Here is a 20,415-nt window from a genome sequence, read left to right on the forward strand (position 1 = left end):
GAAATCCCCATGACCACTGATACCTCCCGCCTGTCCTTCCTGGACCGGTATCTCACGCTCTGGATCTTCGCCGCCATGGCGCTCGGCGTTGGTATGGGGGCGTTGTTCGAGGGTGTGCCCAGCGCGTTGAACAGCCTCTCCATAGGGTCGACCAACATCCCGATCGCGATTGGTCTGATCCTGATGATGTATCCGCCGCTGGCCAAGGTGAAGTACGAGGAACTGCCGCGGGTCTTCGCCGACAAACGGGTACTGATGCTCTCGCTGCTGCAGAACTGGATCGTCGGTCCGTTCCTGATGTTCGGCCTGGCCGTGCTGTTCCTGCGCGATTACCCCGAGTACATGACCGGCCTGATCCTGATCGGGCTGGCACGCTGCATCGCCATGGTGCTGGTCTGGAATCAGCTTGCCCGCGGTGACGGCCAGTACGTCGCTGGGCTGGTGGCATTCAACTCGATCTTCCAGATTGCGCTGTTCAGCGTCTACGCGTGGTTCTTCCTGTCCTGGTTGCCGCCGGTGTTCGGTCTGCAGGGCAGCGTCATCGATGTCAGTTTCTGGACCATCGCCGAGGCTGTTCTGATCTACCTTGGTATCCCGTTCCTGGCGGGCTTCCTCACCCGCCGATGGTTGAAGGCGCGCAAGGGCGTGCAATGGTATGAAGAGACGTTCCTGCCCGCCATCAGCCCGGTAACCCTCGCCGCACTGCTGTTTACCATCGTGGCGATGTTCAGCCTGAAGGGCGGCGATGTGCTGAGGATTCCGATGGACGCGGTACGCATCGCGATCCCGCTGACGTTGTACTTCATCATCCAGTTTGTCATCAGTTTCTTCATGGGCAAGCTGATCGCCAAAGACTACCCCCGCACCACCGCGATCGCGTTCACCGCAGCAGGCAACAACTTCGAACTGGCCATCGCCGTGGCGATCGCGGCGTTCGGGCTGGCTTCCCCGGTAGCCTTCGCGGCTGTTATCGGCCCGCTGGTGGAAGTGCCCGTGCTGATTCTGCTGGTCCACGTCGCCCTGCGCCTGGGCAAAAGCTACTTTCCTGCCGATGCACGGAGCCGCTGAACCGCCTAGGTGCTGCAGCATGAGGAAGTCCCGATGGAAAGCGTCGATGTCGTGGTGATCGGAGGTGGCCAGGCGGGTCTTTCGGCTGGCTACTTTCTGCGTCGCAGCGGGCTGTCCTATGTGATTCTTGATGCCGAAACGTCACCTGGCGGGGCGTGGCAGCATGCGTGGAAATCCCTGCATCTGTTCTCGCCGGCGGGCTGGAGCTCGATTCCCGGTTGGCCGATGCCTGCTACCCGGGAACCGTACCCGTCGCAGGCGGAAGTGCTCGACTACCTCGCGCGCTACGAGCATAAGTATGCGCTGCCTGTCATCCGTCCCGTGCAGGTAAAACGCATCAGCCGCTCGGGGAGCCGGCTGCGGGTGGAAGCAGATGACGGCCGGCAGTGGCAGACACGTGCAGTGATCAGCGCCACGGGTACGTGGCGGCATCCCTGCACGCCCGGATATGAAGGTCTGAACGCTTTCGGTGGCGTGCAGCTGCACTCGGCCCACTACAGCCATCCCGAACCCTTCGCCGGAATGCGCGTGGCCATCATCGGCAGCGGCAACTCAGGCGCACAGATTCTGGCCGAGGTCTCCAAGGTGGCCAAGACCACGTGGATCACCCAGCGGGAGCCAGCCTTCCTGGCCGACGATGTCGACGGGCGCGTTCTCTTCGCACGCGCAACCGAGAAGTGGAGGGCTCAGCAGGAAGGACGCGAGCCGGATATTCAGCGAGATGGTTTTGGCGACATCGTGATGGTGCCGCCGGTGGTGGACGCACGGCGCCGCGGCGTGCTGGTCTCCATGCCGCCACCCGTCCGTTTCACCGCCACCGGTATGCAGTGGGCAGATGGCAGCGAACGCAACTTCGACGCGGTGATATGGTGCACCGGCTTCCGGCCGGTATTGTCGCACCTGGAAGGACTGGGCATTGTCAACGCTCGTGGTCGGATCGACGTGGATGACACCCAGGTTCGGTCGGTCGCAGCGCCATCGATTTGGCTGCTTGGCTATGGCGACTGGAATGGCGCAGCATCGGCCACGCTGATCGGGGTGACCCGATACGCGCGCGAGGCAGTAAGGCAGATCAGCGACTACATCGGGGAGGCTTCTCCGGTGTTATCTGGCGCGTGAGCCTCGGCGCCATTGCCCAGCGCCCGCACCTGCGATTGCAGGGCCATGCGGTCCAGCGCTTCAGGCTTAAGCGCCAACAGCAATCCGAGACGGTGCTGGAGCTGGTGAAGCGTGCTCAGGAACGCCTTATGGACCAGATCAGCACTGCCCTGCACTGCGGCCGGGTCGGGGATGCCCCAGTGGGCGGTAGCCGGGTGGCCTGGCCACACGGGACACGCTTCACCCGCGGCACGATCGCACACCGTTACGATGAGATCCATCTGCGGTGCTTCCGGACCTGCGAATGCATCCCACGGCTTGCTCGACAGCCCGGCAACGTCGAAGCCAATCTCCGAGAGCACCTGCAGGGCCACCGGATGAACTACGCCCTTGGGATGACTGCCCGCACTGTAAGCGCGGATACGTTCACGCCCTAAATGGCTGGCCAGTGCTTCGGCAAGAATGCTGCGCGCCGAGTTGCCTGTGCAAAGGAACAGAACATTCAGGGGACGCATGTCATCGCAACCATTTATCTAGAATAATCGAAGTATTGCCTTGCCATATGTCAACTCGATGACTGCCGAAAAGGAAGCGGGCACCCCTCGGTGCCCGCTTCGCTCATCTGTTCAATGACCCGACGACCGTGTGGCGCCTGGCGTACGATGCTTTCCCAAGCGGTCTACCAAGGTCTCACTTGCATCGTTGAGACCGAACACCGAACACTCCGGACCCAGCGTCAACGCCCTGTTCGTGGACACGATCCGGGCCTGGCTCACCGCTGCCTTGGCCTCCGGCGCCTCCCTCCACGGATCCAACAAGTTCGAACGGGCTATCGACCTGTTGCTCATCCACGGTACGCCCGGAGATGCGGCGTCGATTGTTGCCGCCGCGCAAACGTTCATAGCGCGTGGCCTGGATCAACAAGGGCTGTTGTTCTGGCTGCCCCTGCTGTTGCGGCTTGCCCCGCGCCAGGCTGTGGACGAGATGGAGCGGTTGGCAGCGCCCGTCACGCCCGCCCTCATGTCGATCGTGACCGATTGGCTCGGCGTGCTGTTCGGCCATCACTCACGCGGCGAGGCCGTGACCACGGAGCTGCTGACGGACCCCGAGCTGTTGTATCGCCTAGTGCTGCTGGCTTACCGCCATGTCCGTGTCGCTGACGATCGCGAGAACGATGGGCCTAGGCGATCAGATTCGCGCAGCAATGCCGAAGTCGCCCGAAGCCGACTGGCCCAACTCTTGTTCGAAAGTAAAGGTGCGGTCGCTTGGGAGTACAAGTTGAAGTTCGCGCGAGATCCCCTGGCGGCGCGCTTCAGAGAACGCGTCACCGCCCTGGCGGAGCAGACCATGGCGCAAGAATGGGATGCACCGCTGTATCGCCTGTCGGACGTGGCCGCGCTCGAATCGATCCATGAAATGGCGCCAGTTACGCGGGCGGATATGGCGGCCTTGCTGCTTGATCGCCTGAGCGAGCTTGATGATCGGCTGCGCCAGGATTCCTCCCCGCGGCAACTGTGGGCTCGGCTTCGGGAAGAGACGGAACTGCGACGGCTGGTTGCCGCAGAGCTCGAGCACCTGGCCAACGGCGCGTACAGCGTGTCGCAAGAGCAAGTCACCGGAGAGGAGAAGGAAACGGACGTTCGCCTGCGCTTCTCCGGCTATCCCATCGAGGCCGTGATCGAGCTGAAGGTGGGTGACAAGGACTACTCGGTGGCGGACTTGCGCAAGGCCCTGCGCGACCAGCTGGTGGGTCGATACATGGTGCCGGAAGCGCGCCGAGTGGGCTGCCTGATGATTTCGCTTGCAACGTCCAGGCAATGGAAACACCCCGAGGACGGACACCTGATCGATGTCGAGGAAGTCATCGCCCTGCTGCAGGTCGATGCGGACGACATCGTCGCCGGGCTGGGATTTGAGTCGCTGCTCGTGGTTCGTCAGCTGGACTTGCGGCCGGTCGTATTGCCTTGACTTGTGCGCCCGACATGGTGAGCACCCGCACCTTCGATTGGGTCTAGCCGAAAGCTGGTGAACGTCTCCTTCGGGTCGCATCACGCCTTGCTTCTAGGCTCGGGCGAAGCCTGACCACTCCCTTCAACAGGAGTAGGTCATGGCAATTGTTTACACACACCAGCCCCACGAGCCCTGGAACAAGGGAAAGCTGATCGGCCAGAAGGCGCCGCTCAAGCTGAAAGATATCTGGGCCATCCGGATCAGACTTCAGCTTGGCCACAAGGTTCGAGATCTAGCCCTGTTCAATCTGGCAATCGACTCCTAGCTCCGCGCCTACGACATGGTGAAACTCCGGGTGTCCGATGTATCTCACGGCAGGCAGATGGCTTCGCGAGTTATGGTGATGCGACAGAAGACCGGTCGCCTTGTCCAGTTCGAAATTACCCAATCGACTCGCGAGGCTGTACAGGCTTGGATCACTCATGCTGACCTGAAGGCCTCGGACTTCCTGTTCGCGAGCCGCGTGTCGGACTCGCCCCACCTTTCGACGAGGCAGTACGCTAGGATTGCCCACCGCTGGGTGGAGGAAGCTGGTCTCGAGCCGGGCTCCTATGGCACGCACACGATGCGCAGGACCAAAGCTTCGTTGACCTACGGCAGGACGCGAAGCCTCAGGGCTGTCCAGCTATTGCTTGGCACACGAAGCTCAAGAGCACCGTGCGTTACCTAGGCATCGAGGTCGATGATGCCTTAGAGATTGCGAGCAGACTGATGTCTGAGTCCATAAGGGTCGCTCCTCGCCAATCGAAGGTCCAGGAGCGGCCAGTAGCTGTCTGTTCCAGTAGCTGTCTGTTAATGAGTTCGGCCCAAGCAATGTTCGGGCGGACATGCAAAGGTGTCCCGTAACGAATGTCAGCCGAAGCTACCTTGCGGCGCGCGATGACGGGTCAATTTTCGTTTGGCTCGCCGACTTGGTCTTCGTGAGCGATTCCCGCGACGGGTACGACTGCGATCTCCGAGCTCGCCTGCTTTTGAAGTGAGAGTGGGACACCTCCCGTCACGCATTCCATCGTCACGATGTGGCCCTCCCAATCACTTCCGTTCGCGGCGCAGATCGGCACGACACGTCCGCGCACACCATCGATGAAGCGCTTCATCTGCGGCGGAGATGCAAAGTAACCGGGAGCGCGCTCTTCAGCTTCAGCAGCGTTGGAGTAGAACCGGGTCTTGAGTCGCTTCGAGGAAGACGGATCGCCCGGCTGATAGGCGATGTCCTCCAGCTCGCCATCCAAAAAGCGGCCGAGAATGTACTCGTCGATTACAGGCACAGTCCGCGCGGCAATGCCAACGTGGGTGCTGGTGCTCACGATGACCAAGGGTTTGACCTTGAAGTCTTCGGCCAACGCCATGCCGAGCCGGCGCGCATCCCCAATGAAGGCAGTGCGGTTATCCTCAAGCGCTTTGGCCTTTCGCAACGCCTGCTCGGCAGCGCCCAGCACTGTTTTGCGGTGCATGGCGATGCCTTTGGCATCGGTGGGCTCGAGGATGCACTTGGCTTCCGCCACGAACACGGTGTTGCCGATGGAGAAGATCAGATCGATCTGCTCCTCGCGGCTGCCAGCGGCTCTGAACGTATAGTCGTCCGTAATGCACGCGGCTACGGGGGACAAGAGTTTCGATCCCCGAATTGCGTCTATGACAACCTTCCGAATGTGGGTTTCGAACGCGGGTCCTCGTCTGCCTAGGTCCACGCCGGCCTGTCGCATCCACACATCGACTAGCCGCCTCAAATTTGGGGATACGACCGCTGCGAAGATAGGTACCACGGTCTCCGGCCCAACAGGTACCAGTGGCTGCGCCCAGATCTCCTGTCCCGCATTGCCACGGAACGTGAAGAACTCCACGATTTGCCTACCTTCCGGCTTGTTGATCCCGGTCGCGGCCGCTAGTGCGTCCACTAGCGCCCCGACCTGCAGCGTGGGCGCGTATTCGGGCATCCAGGCATGCACACGATCGTCCCCAACATTACGGGCATGTTTCTCGCCAATGGACTGAACCAGCACATGCGCGGCGCGCGAGATGACCGTCCAGGCGTCGATGAGCGCGGACAAGGTCAATCCTTGGAGAGATTCAAGACGTTCCTCAAGCAACTCTCCGTAATACGGCTCGGCGGCATGGGTGCGCAGGACAGTGAGGTCCTGGATCACCTCGGTAGAGACGCCGTGCTTGGCGACCTTGATGATTTGCCGTTTACCACGACGCTCGATGCCGTAGACCTCACGGACTCTCAGCCGCGCACCGCTAGCGAGCACGTCGCGCTGGAAGTGCGTCGCCACTACGTTAAAAGCCATTGAGAGCGAAGTCCGGCGCGCCAGGCCTATTCGATAGGCGCGGAGTACATCGATATCCTGCGGCAGGAAAACCTTGACTCGCCCCTTGTCGACCATCTTGTAACTGTTCCAGAGGCAGTCATCCCACACGTCCTCGGCGAAGCGATACAGGATGCCTAGGTTCAGCTCGCGGCCGGCCTCGATCCACGGGATCTGATTCATTCGAGGATTGCCGGCCAAGCCAGGGTTGGCTTGCAGAACAACCCGGATTGGTAGTTCGATCCCATCCACAAGGCTTTCCACGACCTCGTTGGGCATCCAGTCGAATCCCCCTGGCAAGCTGAGTTTCACCCCCGCCATTTCCTCCATGGCGTAGATCTCATCCGATTCGCCCTCTCTATCCGCCTGAAATTTCTCGATCGCGAGCTTGGTCTTATCGCGCGTGACGAATAAGTCGTAGTTCGCGATCGCAAGAAACGCCCGAAGTTTGGTCGTCGCGGAGATCGTGTCGGATGAGGAAAGCTTCAGGACCCCGCGAATCACCGCGAGCTTTTCGTGTAGGGCTAGCCCAGCGGCATGTATGTCGTGATCTACGGCGTCCGGCGCGGGCAGGTCACCGAATGCGCGGTTCCACTTGTCAGGCGTGAATGCCCGCCTCAGCGGCCCGGCGATATCGCCGTCGCGGACTCGCTTCGTAAATTCCCCCACCTTCATCTCCTACGCCTGGTGCAAGTCCGTGCAAGTTACCGGAATTTGCTCACGGGAACGCAACAAGGTCCGCTTAGGGTCGAAAGCGGAGAATAGCACCAGGCCAAGCGCCGACGCAGAGCTGATGTCCGCTTCCGGCCAGAAGCGGACATGACAGATAACGCCCGCCGTCGCCACTTCGCTTGAGTATGCGTAGGCCAGGCTGTAACTCCAACTGAGGGGAGGGTTAATCGTCCTCGTCCTCGTCGACGTCCTCGTCCTCGTCCTCGTCCTCGTCGTCGTCGTCGTCGTCGTCGTCGTCGTGTTCATCGTCGGTGTCGAAGTACTCTTCATCCATGTCGTCGAAGTCGAAATCGCTGGCGATATCGTCATCGGAGTCAAACTCGAAGGCTTGGTCCGCATCGTCCTTCAGCTTAAAAATGGGGGGCAACCGGTGATCTGCGTCGTAAAATTCAACACCCGCGCGGAGCATCGGCCCGAAGTACGGATCATTCTTTATGTAACTGATATTCGTGTTGCCGAGCCACTTGCGGCGTCCTGCCTCATAGGCGAGAAGCCAATGCTGTCCTCTGAGGGCGAGCGAATTCGTGTGGGGCTGTAGGTACTCAACAGGAATCGGGCTCGGCGCGATTCCCTTGTGATGGAGGTCAAGTAGGATCAGCGTACATGCTGGACTCCCCATCTTCGCGACTTCCAAGACGGCGTCATCGGTGAGCGTCACTTCGAGCTCCTTGCTTATCCACAGAAGCCAGGCAACTTCGCCGTGGTGATCTGAGGCTGCGCAGGAAAGTAAAAGATTGTTACAGAATCTCGTAGCAGCCGCATGATCTATGTCGTAACCATGGAATTTGTACGTGGCAAGAAAGTGCGCCACGATCTGAATTGTGTTCGGGAACCCATAACCGCACTTGTACAGGTAGGCCTCAAGAACGTCCCAGTTGGGCTTCTTTACGATCATTGAGGAAAGTTGCTTAAGGCCATACTTGACAATGCTCTCATCTTTGAAGCGTCTCTCGAGAGAAAGGAGTGCCTCGAAGTAGTGGTGCAGGTCATTACGCTGCGCACGCCGCTTTGGGCCGATACGGAGCTTCTTGACGGAGAATTTCCAAGAGTCCTCAACGATATCCTGAACTTCTACAATGCGCGTCTTGGCCGGATTTATCTGCAGCTCGTAGATACCAGCCGCCTTCACAACGGCGGCTAGCGCGCGCTCTGCATCTGCGCGTTCATTGAAGAAGAGATAGAAATCGTCGACATACCGAAATCCAGCAGGTCTGGCGCCCAAAGAAGCTGCGACTTCGATGTCGATGGCGACACCTATCGTCTCGGCAATGATATGTGATGTATCGGGACCAATAGGCAGCCCAATAGTTTGGCCGTCTTGCGCGTTCTGGCTGCGCGCATCTAGCCAGTTTCCAAATAATTCGTCGGTCTTCCCTCGATTGGCCTTCGCAACCACTTTTCCGTGAAGGGCCCATGGAATCGAATGCGTATAGATCGATGGAAAGAAGCTGGAGATATCGGTCACGAGAGCAAACCTGAATCCTGAGGATTCAGTGACCTTGTCCTCCTGTAGCTCACTGAACTTGGTGAGTTTGATCGCACGAAGCGTTCCTCCAGATTTCGGGATGCTTCTCGATGTATTGCTCTTCTCGTAATGCTCTTTGATCTCGTCCCAATAGAGACTAACTCTATGCGCAAGATGGTAGAAACCTATCGGATTAAGGATGGCGGTATTGCGTCGATAAAAAGATGACCGTGGCACGGAGAACCGCTCCGCCATCGTTATAGGTGGCTTCCCTGGCCAGTCGTCCTCGTATGAGCCACGCTCGCTGCTGAAGGTCGAAGTGGTGAAGCCCGGCGGAAGTTGAATCGGAAAATAGCCTCGGCCGAGGAGATCATCAAAGAGAGACATAGCTTCCAAGCTCTGAGCGGGAAAAAAGGGGGATCGGTCGGCTGGGGGCCGAGGCGACATATATGCCTACAGGGCGCTTTCGGCGTCGCAAAGACCCCCCCAGAATATTTAATAAGCGCATCAAAAATATGAAGACCGCTATCGCTTTCTCGGTGGCCAGCGATTGATACCTATAGGCAATGCTTTACCCCATTTTAGGTCCTTGGCAAAACGACCAGGCAGCTGTAGAGCGTCGCAAGACAAACTATCTATCGGCGCCAGACTGCAAACACTCAACGTTGCACCCACATCCTCTTTCGGCCAGCAGCGGCCATTCAACGCTTGAGTAAAGCTGCACCGCACCGCGGCGTCGGTTTGAACGAATTATTAGCCATCAGTTTTTTTGCCTGGGTCAAGAATGGTTCGGATCTCGTGTGGGTCCACAGGGCGTCCGAAGTAGGTAGAGATCAGTGACTTCCTGATCTCGTCTTTGTCCTGATCTTGTAGGAGCTCAATGAACGGTCCCAACGAGGCCAGTTCAAGTTCAGTTTGACGAGCTCGATCAGCATTTGTCCTATGGCGCGCTGACTCACGCGCGGTGTAGAACGCTGGCGCTGCGATAGCAAGTGCATAGAGCAGGCGGACGGCAATCGCTAATGTGTTAGTTGGCGTTACCGGCTCATGATAGAACTTATTGAAGGTGATGCCTGCCATTGCTAGCCCACATGTAAAAAGACCAATAGTGATCCAGCGCCACAGGTTCGCTTGACTTGTTTCTTTATTTGCAATGGCTTGGTAGTTGCCGGTTACGCCAATATCCCCGACGACTTGAACAATTCTTGCCGCATCACTCTTATGGCCCTCAAGCGCGGACAGAACTGCTTCGGCGTTGCTGAAGAAGTCAGTCTTGGCCGTAGAAAAGTCACCTCTCACTTGCTGCAGAAACTCGGCGTACTCAGTGTCGCGCTTAGTTTGATCTTTGTTGAAGACTGTTTCGAGGTTCGCGAGAGCAGCTGTCATCTCAGCTTTTGACCTCGTGGATGCGTCTTGAATCTCGTCGAGCCGATTCTTTTGCGCCTCAATCTGCTTGATGAGTTGGCCAATCTGCTCAGCGAGCTCATTCTTCTGCTCGTCCAGAATTCCGAAGGTTTCTCTTGATTTTTCTTGGACAGCATCAAGAACTTCAGCAACTTCAGCTTTGGAGGCAGGCGAAGCTCTTGGGTAGAAGGCCCATGCGTAATTTAGGACGTTCTGATCAATATAAGATACTGCGTTTGCAAGGTGGCCGACGTTTCGATTGGAAACGAATGATGTTAGCTCAGATATTGGCAGTTGAAGGTTTGAGTTCATTTGATTCAGAGCTGACTCTGAAACCATGGTCGCCGAACTCTGGTTTACAAGGGTTCTTAAGCTTCGTACGACGTTAAGAAGCTTGTCTCGATTGAACTGAGCTGCTTCATCCGAAGCGACCTTAGGATCTTGCAATGATTTGTCACTCAACAGTTCTAGTAATATGTTGAGCGATGCTGTTATTGCATGATCCTTCAAATTTTTGGTCGCCATGACACCTCCCTGATGGCCGAATACCTAATAGACGGACCCGTGGGTCCGTGCATACGACTTACCCAAGAAGCACCGCATGATGGGCTTTTCCCTTGATACAGCTCGATCTTAGGGCGGCTGTGTCCGGCTAACAAGACAGCGATAGCCTGACGCAGCACTAGGCTTGGCGGCGGCATCAATGGCCGCTACGGGTCGATAGCGGACTCTAGCATTCTTGGTCGCGCCGCCTGGCGCCGGCATGTCTGCTGTCGGCCAGAATCTCACGCTGTGAGACGCCTGATGCTGATGATCGCTCAGTCAACCACGAGATAGGCGGGGATCATGGAACGAGGAAACTGGGTGGTGGTGCGAGCGTACGGTCTATCGGCGTCGCTGCTGGTACTGGCCGCGCTATGTGTAGCCATGCTTTCAGCTTGGCCCCAGAACCCTCTGCTTGCTGGTCTGAAGTCCATGGCCAGCTTGGTGCCTGTCGGCCTTGTGGCCGCAAGCCTGGGGCTGATGGGGATGGCTACCTACCGGCTGCACAGGTGGCAGCGTGGTGCGGGCCATGACTGCTCTCATTGCGGTGGGCCGCTCGGCCCCGAGCGTGCCGGCCGCGCCCGGATGGGAGGTGCCTATCGGCGCTGCTATGCCTGTGGCTCCAACGTCAACCATCGACACTACCGGTAGACGGCAATGATCGGGCCGGTCGGGTGCTGTCCAGTTTCAGCCACTTGAACGCAGTGGCTTGAGTCACGAGAATGGCGTACTCCAGCATGGCGCCGCCTGCGGCAACCTTGGCGCGATGGAAGCCGATCAATCGAGAACGTTGCCAGAAAGTCTAAGCCCGCAGAAAGAAGGCCATCCCCAAGCAGGGCTAGTGGATCCCACCCAAGCGGTGGGTTGGAACAGCGCCTTCACATCGAGACGGCACTACTGAAAGAGATAGCCTTGAATCGATTGTGCTGGAAGGGGCTCCCTGACGGGAAAATTACCAGATTCACTCCGCCTGGGTGGGCCGCGCTTGGGAAGATTAGTCCGTCGATGGAAACGCCATCGTCTCGGGAAAAAGACTGAGCTACGTACTCACAAACGATCTGCGAGGGGACATAGTCAATATGTTCTCTGCCATCCTTATCGACAGGCTGTGTGATTGCCGTCACGAAGCCGGCCAAGAACAGCGCCCTGATGCGCTCAGACCTTAGGTCAGTTGCAAAGACAGAGGGCGCTCGAGGAAGCTCCACTAGGTCCACAACGTTAAGCAGTCGATCGGTACGGAAGACCGCGGTCGCGGGCAACGTGCCTTCGGGGGCCGCGCCGATCTCCGCAAGGGCGGTTTTCGCATCGAATGCGGCATAGAAGTATGGGATCCCTGCAGGGTTCATACGGCCGGCCGTGGCCCGCTCTTTCGGAGGCGGCCCTAGGGTCGACCCTGATACCTCAATGGATCCGTCAGCCGGGAGATACCTTGCCCTGTACAGGTCCGTTCCGGTTTCGAGCGGCCTGATCAAGGAGCTTATTTCCACACCGACGACTTCCAGCATGTCGGCGACGGGTATCTCCTGCGAGTCCGTATCCGCACGAACGTTTCGGAAGTTGAATCGAGTCTGATGCTTCACCGCATAGGAGAAGCTCTTCCAAGAGTGGAGCATGAGTTCCTCGTCCTGGACATCCGCCCAATGCCCGCGCGCAGCTTCAACCCAGTATCCAGTGACATCAGCCTCGACAATATCCTTACGCAGCGCGTCGGCCGGATAGAAGCCGAGCACGTCCAGAACATCGTCCGTGTCCAGGGTGGGAACGATCCACCCTCCGTCCATCCAGGGAGTACCCGCATTTGCAGGCTCGGCGTAGTACTTTCCCACCACTTCGTAGAGGTGTTCTTGAACGTGTTCGACAGGAAGAACAGGGATGCTGCTCTTGTCACAGTAGTCGCACTCGCCTTGGCAAATGTTGGCCTTCGACAGTCGCCAGATATCTGCCTGATTCAGGCAATCCTCGCAGGTGCTCCCCTTGATGGAGCTCCAGCCTCTCTCCTGATCCTCCAGCCATTCGTGCTTTGCCCGTCCCATTGTTGCGCCCCCGAGCGACCCATGCTAGCGAGAGTATAGCTACAGAGAGCGATGTCTTTGGTCGACCGCGCTCCCCGAACATCACTTCTCCGCGGCCGGTCCTTGCGGCGGCTTCCAAAAAGGGGCGCCAGATCCTACGCCGGTCCCAGGCACTGGGTAGCCGCTACTCATATCGGGGGCAATTCAGTTCTAGAGGGCAAGCCCAGGGCGCCTAAGTGCTTAAAACTACAGAGGGGGGCTAGGGGCTTGGTATGCGCAATCTAACTGCCAGTCGCGCAATTTATGAACCAGTCGCGTCAAATGTGAGTCGTGACAGAGGTTGAGCTTGACCCAACGATGAAAACCGAATCAGACACCAACAACAAGAGCTTCAACGACCGCCTCTGCGACGAATGCCTAAAGGAGACAGTACTGCACGCCGGCACCGAGATCGAAACCTGATGGCGGGAATACGACGTCGAACGGCCAAGGAAGATGCGGAGCACTTGGCACCAGCTGCCCTAGCCCAACAGATGGCGATCAAGGCCACTGCAATGCGACTTGGACTCCCCTGATCTCTACTCCTGAGATCAGGGCATTCCGGAATCACCAGGCAGTCGATAGCGCATTCTCATATACAATGAGAGCTTGTAAATCAACTGTGACGGCATATGAACTGGATTGCGGGTGTCGATGAAGTAGGTTCCGAAACTCAAATGTCAGAAGGCTGGACTTACGCCATCCTACCTGACATCGCCATCTCAGCTATTGATCATGCCGTTTCAAGTTGTAACGTCAAAAATTTTCACGGAAAGAAATTCAAGAAGGCGCAAGAGTCGCAGTATGAGACTTTTCTTTCTGCAGCACGGAATGAGCTGCTTAAGCATCAGAATTCATCTCTAACATTTACACTTCTTGATCTTTCCTGGAAGAGTGAATTCATTGAGTTCTCAAACCGCCTAGTTTCCGGGGGACTGGAAGGCGCGGGCGTGAATGATAGCGATGCGCTAGCGATAGCCCAGCACCTCTTTCCCGGCCTTATCACTTTCCAGCGACTTACGGCGTCATCAAATCTGGAAGCTATCGATATTGAGATAGATTCAGATCATGTTTCCAAGAAACTCTCACTGAATACAGTCTCGACCAATGGACGATCCGTGCAGGCAGCCAATCTTCTGCGCTGGGCATACGAGGCGCATAGAAAACAACAGTTTCAAGGCTCACCCAGACTCGGCGCTGGCGGCATTCGTGCGTTGAGTGACGCAAAATCGCGCGTCATCCAATTGGCTGACGTGTTTGGAAACTTCGCACTTTCCTACATTTTCGCCCAGCATGGCGATCAATCCAAGAGTCGCATCATCAAGGCGGAAATATTCGAGAGAGTTTTTGGTAACGAGATCAAGCCCGGCCCTATCCTTAGCGCTACAAGGTTGTCGGGTAAAACCTTGAATGACATTGAAATTTTTCATTCGGGCGCGCTGACACTGCGGCTGGGCTAGCAGCAGAAGGCGAGGAAAGGTTATGTCGCCCGAGGGGGCGACCGCACAAGTATCACCATTAGACCAGCGCGTGATTATCGATCGCATCCGCTCTATCACGTATATCCCAACGTGGACGTGAGCGTACTCATCTACGATCGACCCTCCTGACCTCTGATCCAGCACGACACATCCAGAGCTACTTCCTCGAACATTCTGGCGTGCCAGTCTCATTTCATCAGGCACCGGCCCGTGATCCACGGCGCAGCGGATCACGATAGTACCGCACAGCAGGATCATCTTCGGACGACTCCTGGCGCTTGGAGCATAACTGGCATTTGGACGCAGCCTAGCATTGGCGCACACGGACTTTGGTTAGTTCGAAAGGAGGTTATCGGAATCGGAAGCCCGACAAACCTGCTACCAAGGGCGCAGCGGCCAACTTTGTTTCCCCGGGGAAACAAAGTTGGCCCACACCGTGCGCGGAGCATCCAAGTGTTTCCCCGGGGAAACATCTCTGAAGCGTGCGGTCACCAAGGCAGCAACGTTAATTTTGCGCACATTCGACCTCGTCCGTGAGAAATCGCGCATCACGACATCGAAGTTGCGATCCGCAAACGCGCTTTCGCAACACACCTTAAGCCCTCGCAACTTGCTGATTCGTCGGGAAGTCAAAATTTCTGTCGCAAGCCTCAGGTGGATGCTCTTCAGAAAAGCACGCGGAACCGGTGCTACTCATCTTTGCTATCCGCGGGAAATCGTTTAGGTTCTCCCGATGCACAGTTCAATCCAGTTGCTGGCCCTTCGCGCAACCAGCGAAGACGATCTGGCAGAGCAAATCACGATGGATCACGGCCTCTTCGTGCCAGTGGCTGACGCTTGGCAGGCACTGGGCTATCCGTCGCAGGGAGCTGCGCGCCGAGCGGCCGCCAGCGACAGGCTGGGCATGGAGTGCATTCAGATCCCAGGGAGAAGGGCCCGCGTGGTGAGATCTGTCGATCTGGCCCATTGGCTCTTCCGTCACTTTGGCAGGTCAGCATGACCACAAGTACGGCAACCAGCACAGGAGGCTGCGCACTGAAATAGGCCGAACCTGAAAAGCAAAGCCCGTGCTTAGGGGCACGGGCTTCGCCTACAACTGGGCTTGTCTGCTTTGGAGGCTAGACGAGCCCAAGATAGGATCTTCTTGGGTGCCCGTCAAGGCGGGACGGCTTTGCTTTGCGCCTAGAAAATGGGCAAGTCAAATGTACCGCGACAAGTCGATCAGGCCGGGGAGAGCGAAGGAACGACACCTTCAGTACGAGCGGAGGACTTGGTGCGCTCCGATCTGCTGGTGTGGACCCCAGCTTTCACGCCCCGCACGCGTGAAAGCCACATTGCGCCATTGCCCCAAGAGGAAGTAGAGCGCCACGCAAGATCTCTTGGTGTGACTCCTCCTGGGATCGAGTATCTGATCTCGGCCATCCTGCTCCCCCCGGCCAGAAAGGTCGGAAACTCGCACGGAACAAACCGAGTTGGCGAACGCCATGGCTACGTCCAGGGGAGCTTTCTTTCAGAAGACTCTGAAGCGCGCGTTCAGACCGAGTCAGATGGTGAGATGGCCTTTGCGGAGATCGTGTCCTGCAATCCGTCTACGTTGATCCTCTTGGATCAGCCCAGCACTGTCGCAGTGACCTACGCCGACTCAATTGGTCGCCGACAGCCACGCAGGTATACGCCAGACTACCTATTGGTCATGTCTGATAGAGTGGTCGCGATTGAAGTTAAACCCTTACAGGCACTCCTGCAAAACCACCAACGTCGCCCAGACCTTTGGACGTTCCGCGATGGAAGATTCTCCTTCGGCCCCGCCGAAGACCACTTCGGATCCATCGGTATCGACCACGAAGTTGTTCCGACTGAGACAATCCCTTGGATTCTCGCCCGTAACCTCTCTCTGCTGGAACCCGTCCCACACCCCATCACCGATGCCGATCAGGCGGCGATCAAGGCAGTGCAACGTGCGGTTCATCGCAGGCAGCCGGTGTCCATTGAAGGGGTAATGAACCATTGCGGTCTGGCGAGCGGACTGCCGGTACTCCAGGCCATTCTGCTGCAGAAGGTATACGTGGATCTCTCCCGGTGCTGTCTGTGGGAACCCGACTCCTCCACAATCTGCTCAACGCTTGACCGCGCTACAAAGATTGGCATTGCGATCGAGCAGAGGGATCACGTGCTGCAGAGAGGCCTCGGCGAGGCCGAGCAGCTGTTCAATCCGCGATACCTTGAGAAAATTGGGTTCCGGCTTGCCGTCATCAATGGACAGGCCCTGGCCCTGTTTCCCGAATCAGCTGAGGTTAGCGAACGAACTGTTCAGCGCTGGCGCGCGAGCTATAGAGATCATGGACTAGCAGGACTCGCGCCACGATCAGAGAACGCCGGCCGCCCCCGCTCGATTACGGATGCCAATCTTGACATCGCAGTTTGCCAGATAGCGTCTGACCGATCGTCAGGGAATGGGGTGACGATTGAGAAGTCCTATGCGAGCTACTGCGTGACAGTGGAGAGCATGAGCGCAGGGACGCATGGGCTTCATCCAATGTCCAAGGCATCCTACAACCGGCTATGGCACCTACGCGATCACAACAGGATCGACGCACTGAGGGCTGGAGGGAAGCGAGCTGCCAATGCGGACGCGGGGCGTGTGGCCACTGAGAAGCAAGCTCCACTTGCCGTCATGCCATTCCAGATCGCCCAGGTAGATCACTGCACTTTGCCCGTGGCCTGCGAGGTGAAGGGCGACGCGATCCTCAGCATGCTAGTTGACCAAGTGAACGAGGAAGTACTCGCTTGGATAATTCTGTTCTCACCGCCAAGCTCGACTACAAACTCTCTACTCCTGCGCGATTGCGTCCGCAGGCATGGACGGCTTCCTAGGACGATCTACTCCGACGGCGGTAGCGACTTCCGCAGTGATGCCTTCCAGTTATCCCTTTGGGATCTCAAGATCAACTTCCTCCAGCGAGGAGCCGCACACCCGAAAAGTGGGAGTCAGGTTGAGCGTAGACATAACCTAGTTCAGGAAGCGGCCATTCGTGGAGCAACAGGCTTCAAGGTAGACGTAAAGAGCAGCCGCGCCGTATCTGCTAGTCATAGCCCTGAGGCCAGGAGTAAGCAACTGCGTAGCCGAGTTCTCAAGAAAGTCTCCGTGGCTATAGACATGATCAACCAGGGCACTGCGTGGGAGGGCGCGCCAAGCCTCATCGACACGCGCCATAACCTAGAGAAGATCTATGGAGAACAGGGTGTTCCGGTCAAGAAGGATCTCCATTTCTTCATTACCACTTCACCCTTCATTGAAATCCGCGGGTACACCAACCCTCGGGGCGCTATCCGCTGGGATCAGCGCTACTTCACCTCGACTGTCCTTATCTCGAAATCCATCGCGGTTGCGAACCTCTCACCTCGACTGGATCCAGAGAGTGACGGCAATGTCATCTACTTCTATCTCGATAAAGCTTGGCATAGGGCAGTCTGTCGGAAGCACAGTCTTCGCACAGGCATCAGCGACGAACTGCTGTCCGGAACTGCACCATTCGCCACCAGGCCCTCGTCAAAAAGGGGGATCCATCCAATGCACAGGGCGATAGAGATAGAGCAGAGAGCATACGATCGGGCGGCGCGGGCTGATGACTTCGTTCCCACTGAAGGCTCTGTAAAGGCAGGCAGGAATTCGGAGCTCGCGGAACAGTCCAGACAGGGCTTGGCCGACAGTGAACAGCTTCCTCCGACTTGCACATCCAGCCTGTGTGTGAACGATGGCTGGGATGACGTCCAGCCGGCACCTGTGGATCCTGCGACAGGTGTCTCATGACGGCAGAGCCAACGTCATTCGAGCGCGATCTTGATCGCATCACGCCAAGACTCATCGGAGTTGTCGGGCATCGCAACTTCATAGCGACAGAGGTGTTCCTTAGAACATTCTGCGAGAACATCGGCGGAGGAAACATCATTGCGATCATTGGCCCATCAAACTGCGGGAAGTCTCTTCTTCTCCTGAGGCTAGCCAAGCATCTCCGAGAGGTTGTCTTCAAAGCGGCAAAGCCAGAGTCAACTCCCATCATTGGCGCTTTCGTCCTGCCTTCTAATGATACCCGCGTAACGCCGAAGTACGTGATTCAGATGCTTCTCGGTGATGCTCGCCATCCTCTTTACGATCCGGTGAAGCTAGAGCAGTCGCGCCATCGCGGAAGTGCTGGATCCAAGACTGAGGGCGACCACCTAAAGCTGCTCAGGAACCTGTTCTCCATTAGCAGGATCGAATTCGTACTGCTGGATGACGCACAGAGCATTGCACGCACGAAGAACGAGGAGTTCGGAGCCACGCTTCTGGAGGCCCTGAAAGTACTGTCAGGGCCGGGACAGAACCTCGTCCTCACCGGGGGATATGAGCTACTTGGCCCACTGCTAGCCCACAGAGCACACCTGGCCGCGAGAGTCACGATTGTCCATCTGGCCCCCTATGAGGGCGAGGCTGACTATGGCGCTTGGCAGAGCATCATCAAAGCTATTGAGAAGGCGAACCCCCATGGTATCGGCGAGAGTGGCGCACTGAGAGCCTGCAGTCGCGAACTTTACATCCAATGCCATGGGTGCATTGGTGTTCTGGACAAACGCCTCCAGCAGGTGATTGCGTTCGCAGCCGCCTGTAACGAAAGCATCAACACTAAGATGATTCGCGCAGTCAAGCCGGTGCAAGCCGAATGGTCCACGATCGCGAGGGACATCGAGCTTGGCAAGGCCGCCCTTGCCCAGGTTTCCGATGTAATCACGCCTGGGGCACCCCACATCGACTCGAACCGCGAAGGCGGCCGCGCCGCAAAGCGCGCTGAGGGCACAAAGAGCAGCACCAGCCCAACACGTAAGAAGCGACTCGCCGGTAGTCGTCCATTCCAGCGAAAGCCTGCACGAGTCCCAGGAGGCTGACTGATGAACACCTTCTTGCTACCTGTCCAACCCTTATCGTTTGGAACTGTAGAGACCGAGTCGCTCTCTTCCTTCTACTCCAGAGTGGCGATTCTTCACGGATATGGCAGCTCGCAACTCCTCCGAGCGCTGCGAGGCGCCTTCAATCCAGACGCCGCCGCTGACGGCGAATCCAGGCTCTACACGGGCAATGGGCTCAATGGCTCAGGTCAGTGGGTAAGGGGAGTTTCGGATCTCCTAGAACGGGGGCTTGGCAGAACCGATCTCAACCGGCTCACGCTGTTCGCGCTTCCGTCACACCTCCCCAGGACGGGCCGGAGCGTGCGTGCTGGAACAAAGAACATCGCACGTCTACGCACCTGGTGCGAGATGTGCTTGTTGGAAGATGCGAGACACCATATCGGTGCACATGATCGGCTGATCTGGACCATCAGCTACATCGAAAGATGTCCATTCCATCGGGTGCGGCTTCGCGCCAGCTGCCCATCCTGCTTCCAGCCTCAAAAGTACCACAACATGAGGCTCGGCCTTGACCATTGCTACTCATGCAGTTCGTTTCTCGTTGGTGATAGAAGTCTCATCCAGCCGGACTTTCATCCCCACTACGGAGAGCAGGAGTGCGTAGAGCTGGTTTCCGCTATTGCATCCGGAGACATCTCCAGTATCGCCCCCGATGTTGTCCCCAGGTTCTATCGCACGTTGGATGCGATGTGCGCACCTTTGCACCGAATTGATAGGCGCAAGATGAAGGAGAAAGTTTCTTCTCGGGGAGTGAAGAACTCCTCGACTTTGAGCAACTTGATCGATATTTCCGTGCGACACCAAGTCTCGATCGCGCAGCTTGCGACTGATCCTGAGCTTGCTGCGAAAGCGTCCTTCGGACTGGCTCTGGCCTGCCCAGGCAAAGGGATGCCCTTCGAAGGGCGTAGTTACAACGAGATCATCGATGACGTTCGCGCACTAATGGAGAGGGGACTTGCTGCCCCCAATGGAATCCGCATCCCAACACTCGCTGAGATCTCGACACTGTTTCACCTGCGCAGCTTCTCGTTCCGACTTGAGTTCCCAGACCTTGCTCAGAGCTACGTGGGGAAAGTTAGACGACAGGCGCAACTGATGCTACGGCGAGAGACGGGCATGGCGCTAATTGAGCGTCTTGACCAAGAAGGAAAACTCCCATACCTCACCGATGGAGAAGTGCTCAGCATGCTCGAGGAAGAGCTCGACATGAGCCACGGATCAGCCCGCACGCTGCTTCGTCAATGTAGGCGGAGGCGCACCGCCCGAACTCCTTAGACTGCCAAACCTCAGCGCACTGACCCCATCCTTAG

14 protein-coding genes are annotated in these 20,415 nt (G+C 57.5%); 9 read left to right on the top strand and 5 right to left on the bottom strand.

Annotated features, from left to right (window positions below):
- Nucleotides 1-9 precede the first annotated feature (9 nt).
- Together arsB and ACUZUJ_RS20960 are read left to right on the top strand one after the other, a co-directional pair.
- Nucleotides 10-1,068 carry an ACR3 family arsenite efflux transporter gene (gene arsB, locus ACUZUJ_RS20955; RefSeq protein WP_005420869.1) on the top strand — a complete coding sequence of 353 codons (1,059 nt, stop codon included), beginning with the start codon at nt 10-12 and terminating at the stop codon, nt 1,066-1,068.
- A gap of 33 nt (nt 1,069-1,101) precedes the next feature.
- Entirely contained in the window at nt 1,102-2,187 is a 1,086-nt protein-coding gene (locus ACUZUJ_RS20960; RefSeq protein ID WP_134967892.1) for an ArsO family NAD(P)H-dependent flavin-containing monooxygenase, read from the top strand.
- On the opposite strand, the gene ACUZUJ_RS20965 is transcribed toward ACUZUJ_RS20960, so the two are convergent.
- Nucleotides 2,148-2,681: an arsenate reductase ArsC gene (locus ACUZUJ_RS20965; RefSeq protein WP_458220507.1), complete on the bottom strand. Its 534-nt coding sequence runs from the start codon at nt 2,679-2,681 to the stop codon at nt 2,148-2,150. The genes ACUZUJ_RS20960 and ACUZUJ_RS20965 overlap by 40 nt on opposite strands.
- A 187-nt stretch (nt 2,682-2,868) precedes the next feature.
- Between ACUZUJ_RS20965 and ACUZUJ_RS20970 the strand changes: the two genes are divergently transcribed.
- The 3 genes from ACUZUJ_RS20970 (at nt 2,869) to ACUZUJ_RS20980 (ending at nt 4,846) form a co-directional block, all read left to right on the top strand.
- Entirely contained in the window at nt 2,869-4,134 is a 1,266-nt protein-coding gene (locus tag ACUZUJ_RS20970) for a hypothetical protein (RefSeq protein WP_510468089.1), read from the top strand.
- A 139-nt stretch (nt 4,135-4,273) separates the two neighbouring features.
- Nucleotides 4,274-4,441, top strand: a complete 168-nt coding sequence (locus ACUZUJ_RS20975; protein WP_458220509.1) for an integrase — start codon at nt 4,274-4,276, stop codon at nt 4,439-4,441.
- Between the two features lie 57 nt (nt 4,442-4,498).
- Nucleotides 4,499-4,846: a tyrosine-type recombinase/integrase gene (locus ACUZUJ_RS20980; protein WP_458220510.1), complete on the top strand. Its 348-nt coding sequence runs from the start codon at nt 4,499-4,501 to the stop codon at nt 4,844-4,846.
- A gap of 217 nt (nt 4,847-5,063) precedes the next feature.
- Here ACUZUJ_RS20980 and ACUZUJ_RS20985 read toward each other — a convergent pair whose 3' ends face one another.
- The 4 genes from ACUZUJ_RS20985 to ACUZUJ_RS21000 all read right to left on the bottom strand — a co-directional run bounded on the left by ACUZUJ_RS20985 (nt 5,064) and on the right by ACUZUJ_RS21000 (nt 12,662).
- Nucleotides 5,064-7,160 carry a hypothetical protein gene (locus ACUZUJ_RS20985; RefSeq protein ID WP_458220511.1) on the bottom strand — a complete coding sequence of 699 codons (2,097 nt, stop codon included), beginning with the start codon at nt 7,158-7,160 and terminating at the stop codon, nt 5,064-5,066.
- A gap of 220 nt (nt 7,161-7,380) precedes the next feature.
- The gene (locus ACUZUJ_RS20990) at nt 7,381-9,069 is read right to left on the bottom strand and encodes an RNA-directed DNA polymerase (protein ID WP_458220512.1); all 1,689 of its coding nucleotides are present in this window, start codon (nt 9,067-9,069) and stop codon (nt 7,381-7,383) included.
- Between the two features lie 366 nt (nt 9,070-9,435).
- Nucleotides 9,436-10,611 carry a hypothetical protein gene (locus ACUZUJ_RS20995; protein ID WP_458220513.1) on the bottom strand — a complete coding sequence of 392 codons (1,176 nt, stop codon included), beginning with the start codon at nt 10,609-10,611 and terminating at the stop codon, nt 9,436-9,438.
- A gap of 896 nt (nt 10,612-11,507) precedes the next feature.
- Nucleotides 11,508-12,662 (bottom strand): HEPN-associated N-terminal domain-containing protein, encoded by a 1,155-nt coding sequence (locus tag ACUZUJ_RS21000; RefSeq protein ID WP_458220514.1) that lies wholly within the window; start codon nt 12,660-12,662, stop codon nt 11,508-11,510.
- A gap of 650 nt (nt 12,663-13,312) precedes the next feature.
- Between ACUZUJ_RS21000 and ACUZUJ_RS21005 the strand changes: the two genes are divergently transcribed.
- The 4 genes from ACUZUJ_RS21005 (at nt 13,313) to ACUZUJ_RS21020 (ending at nt 20,380) form a co-directional block, all read left to right on the top strand.
- Nucleotides 13,313-14,140 (top strand): hypothetical protein, encoded by an 828-nt coding sequence (locus ACUZUJ_RS21005; RefSeq protein ID WP_458220515.1) that lies wholly within the window; start codon nt 13,313-13,315, stop codon nt 14,138-14,140.
- Between the two features lie 1,294 nt (nt 14,141-15,434).
- Entirely contained in the window at nt 15,435-17,972 is a 2,538-nt protein-coding gene (locus tag ACUZUJ_RS21010) for a hypothetical protein (RefSeq protein ID WP_458220516.1), read from the top strand.
- A complete protein-coding gene (locus ACUZUJ_RS21015) occupies nt 17,969-19,084 on the top strand; it encodes an AAA family ATPase (protein ID WP_458220517.1) in 1,116 nt (371 codons plus the stop codon). The genes ACUZUJ_RS21010 and ACUZUJ_RS21015 overlap by 4 nt, the downstream gene beginning before the upstream one ends.
- A gap of 3 nt (nt 19,085-19,087) precedes the next feature.
- A complete protein-coding gene (locus tag ACUZUJ_RS21020; protein WP_458220518.1) occupies nt 19,088-20,380 on the top strand; it encodes a TniQ family protein in 1,293 nt (430 codons plus the stop codon).
- Nucleotides 20,381-20,415: the final 35 nt, after the last annotated feature.

The organism is Stenotrophomonas sp. S4, from assembly GCF_054187805.2.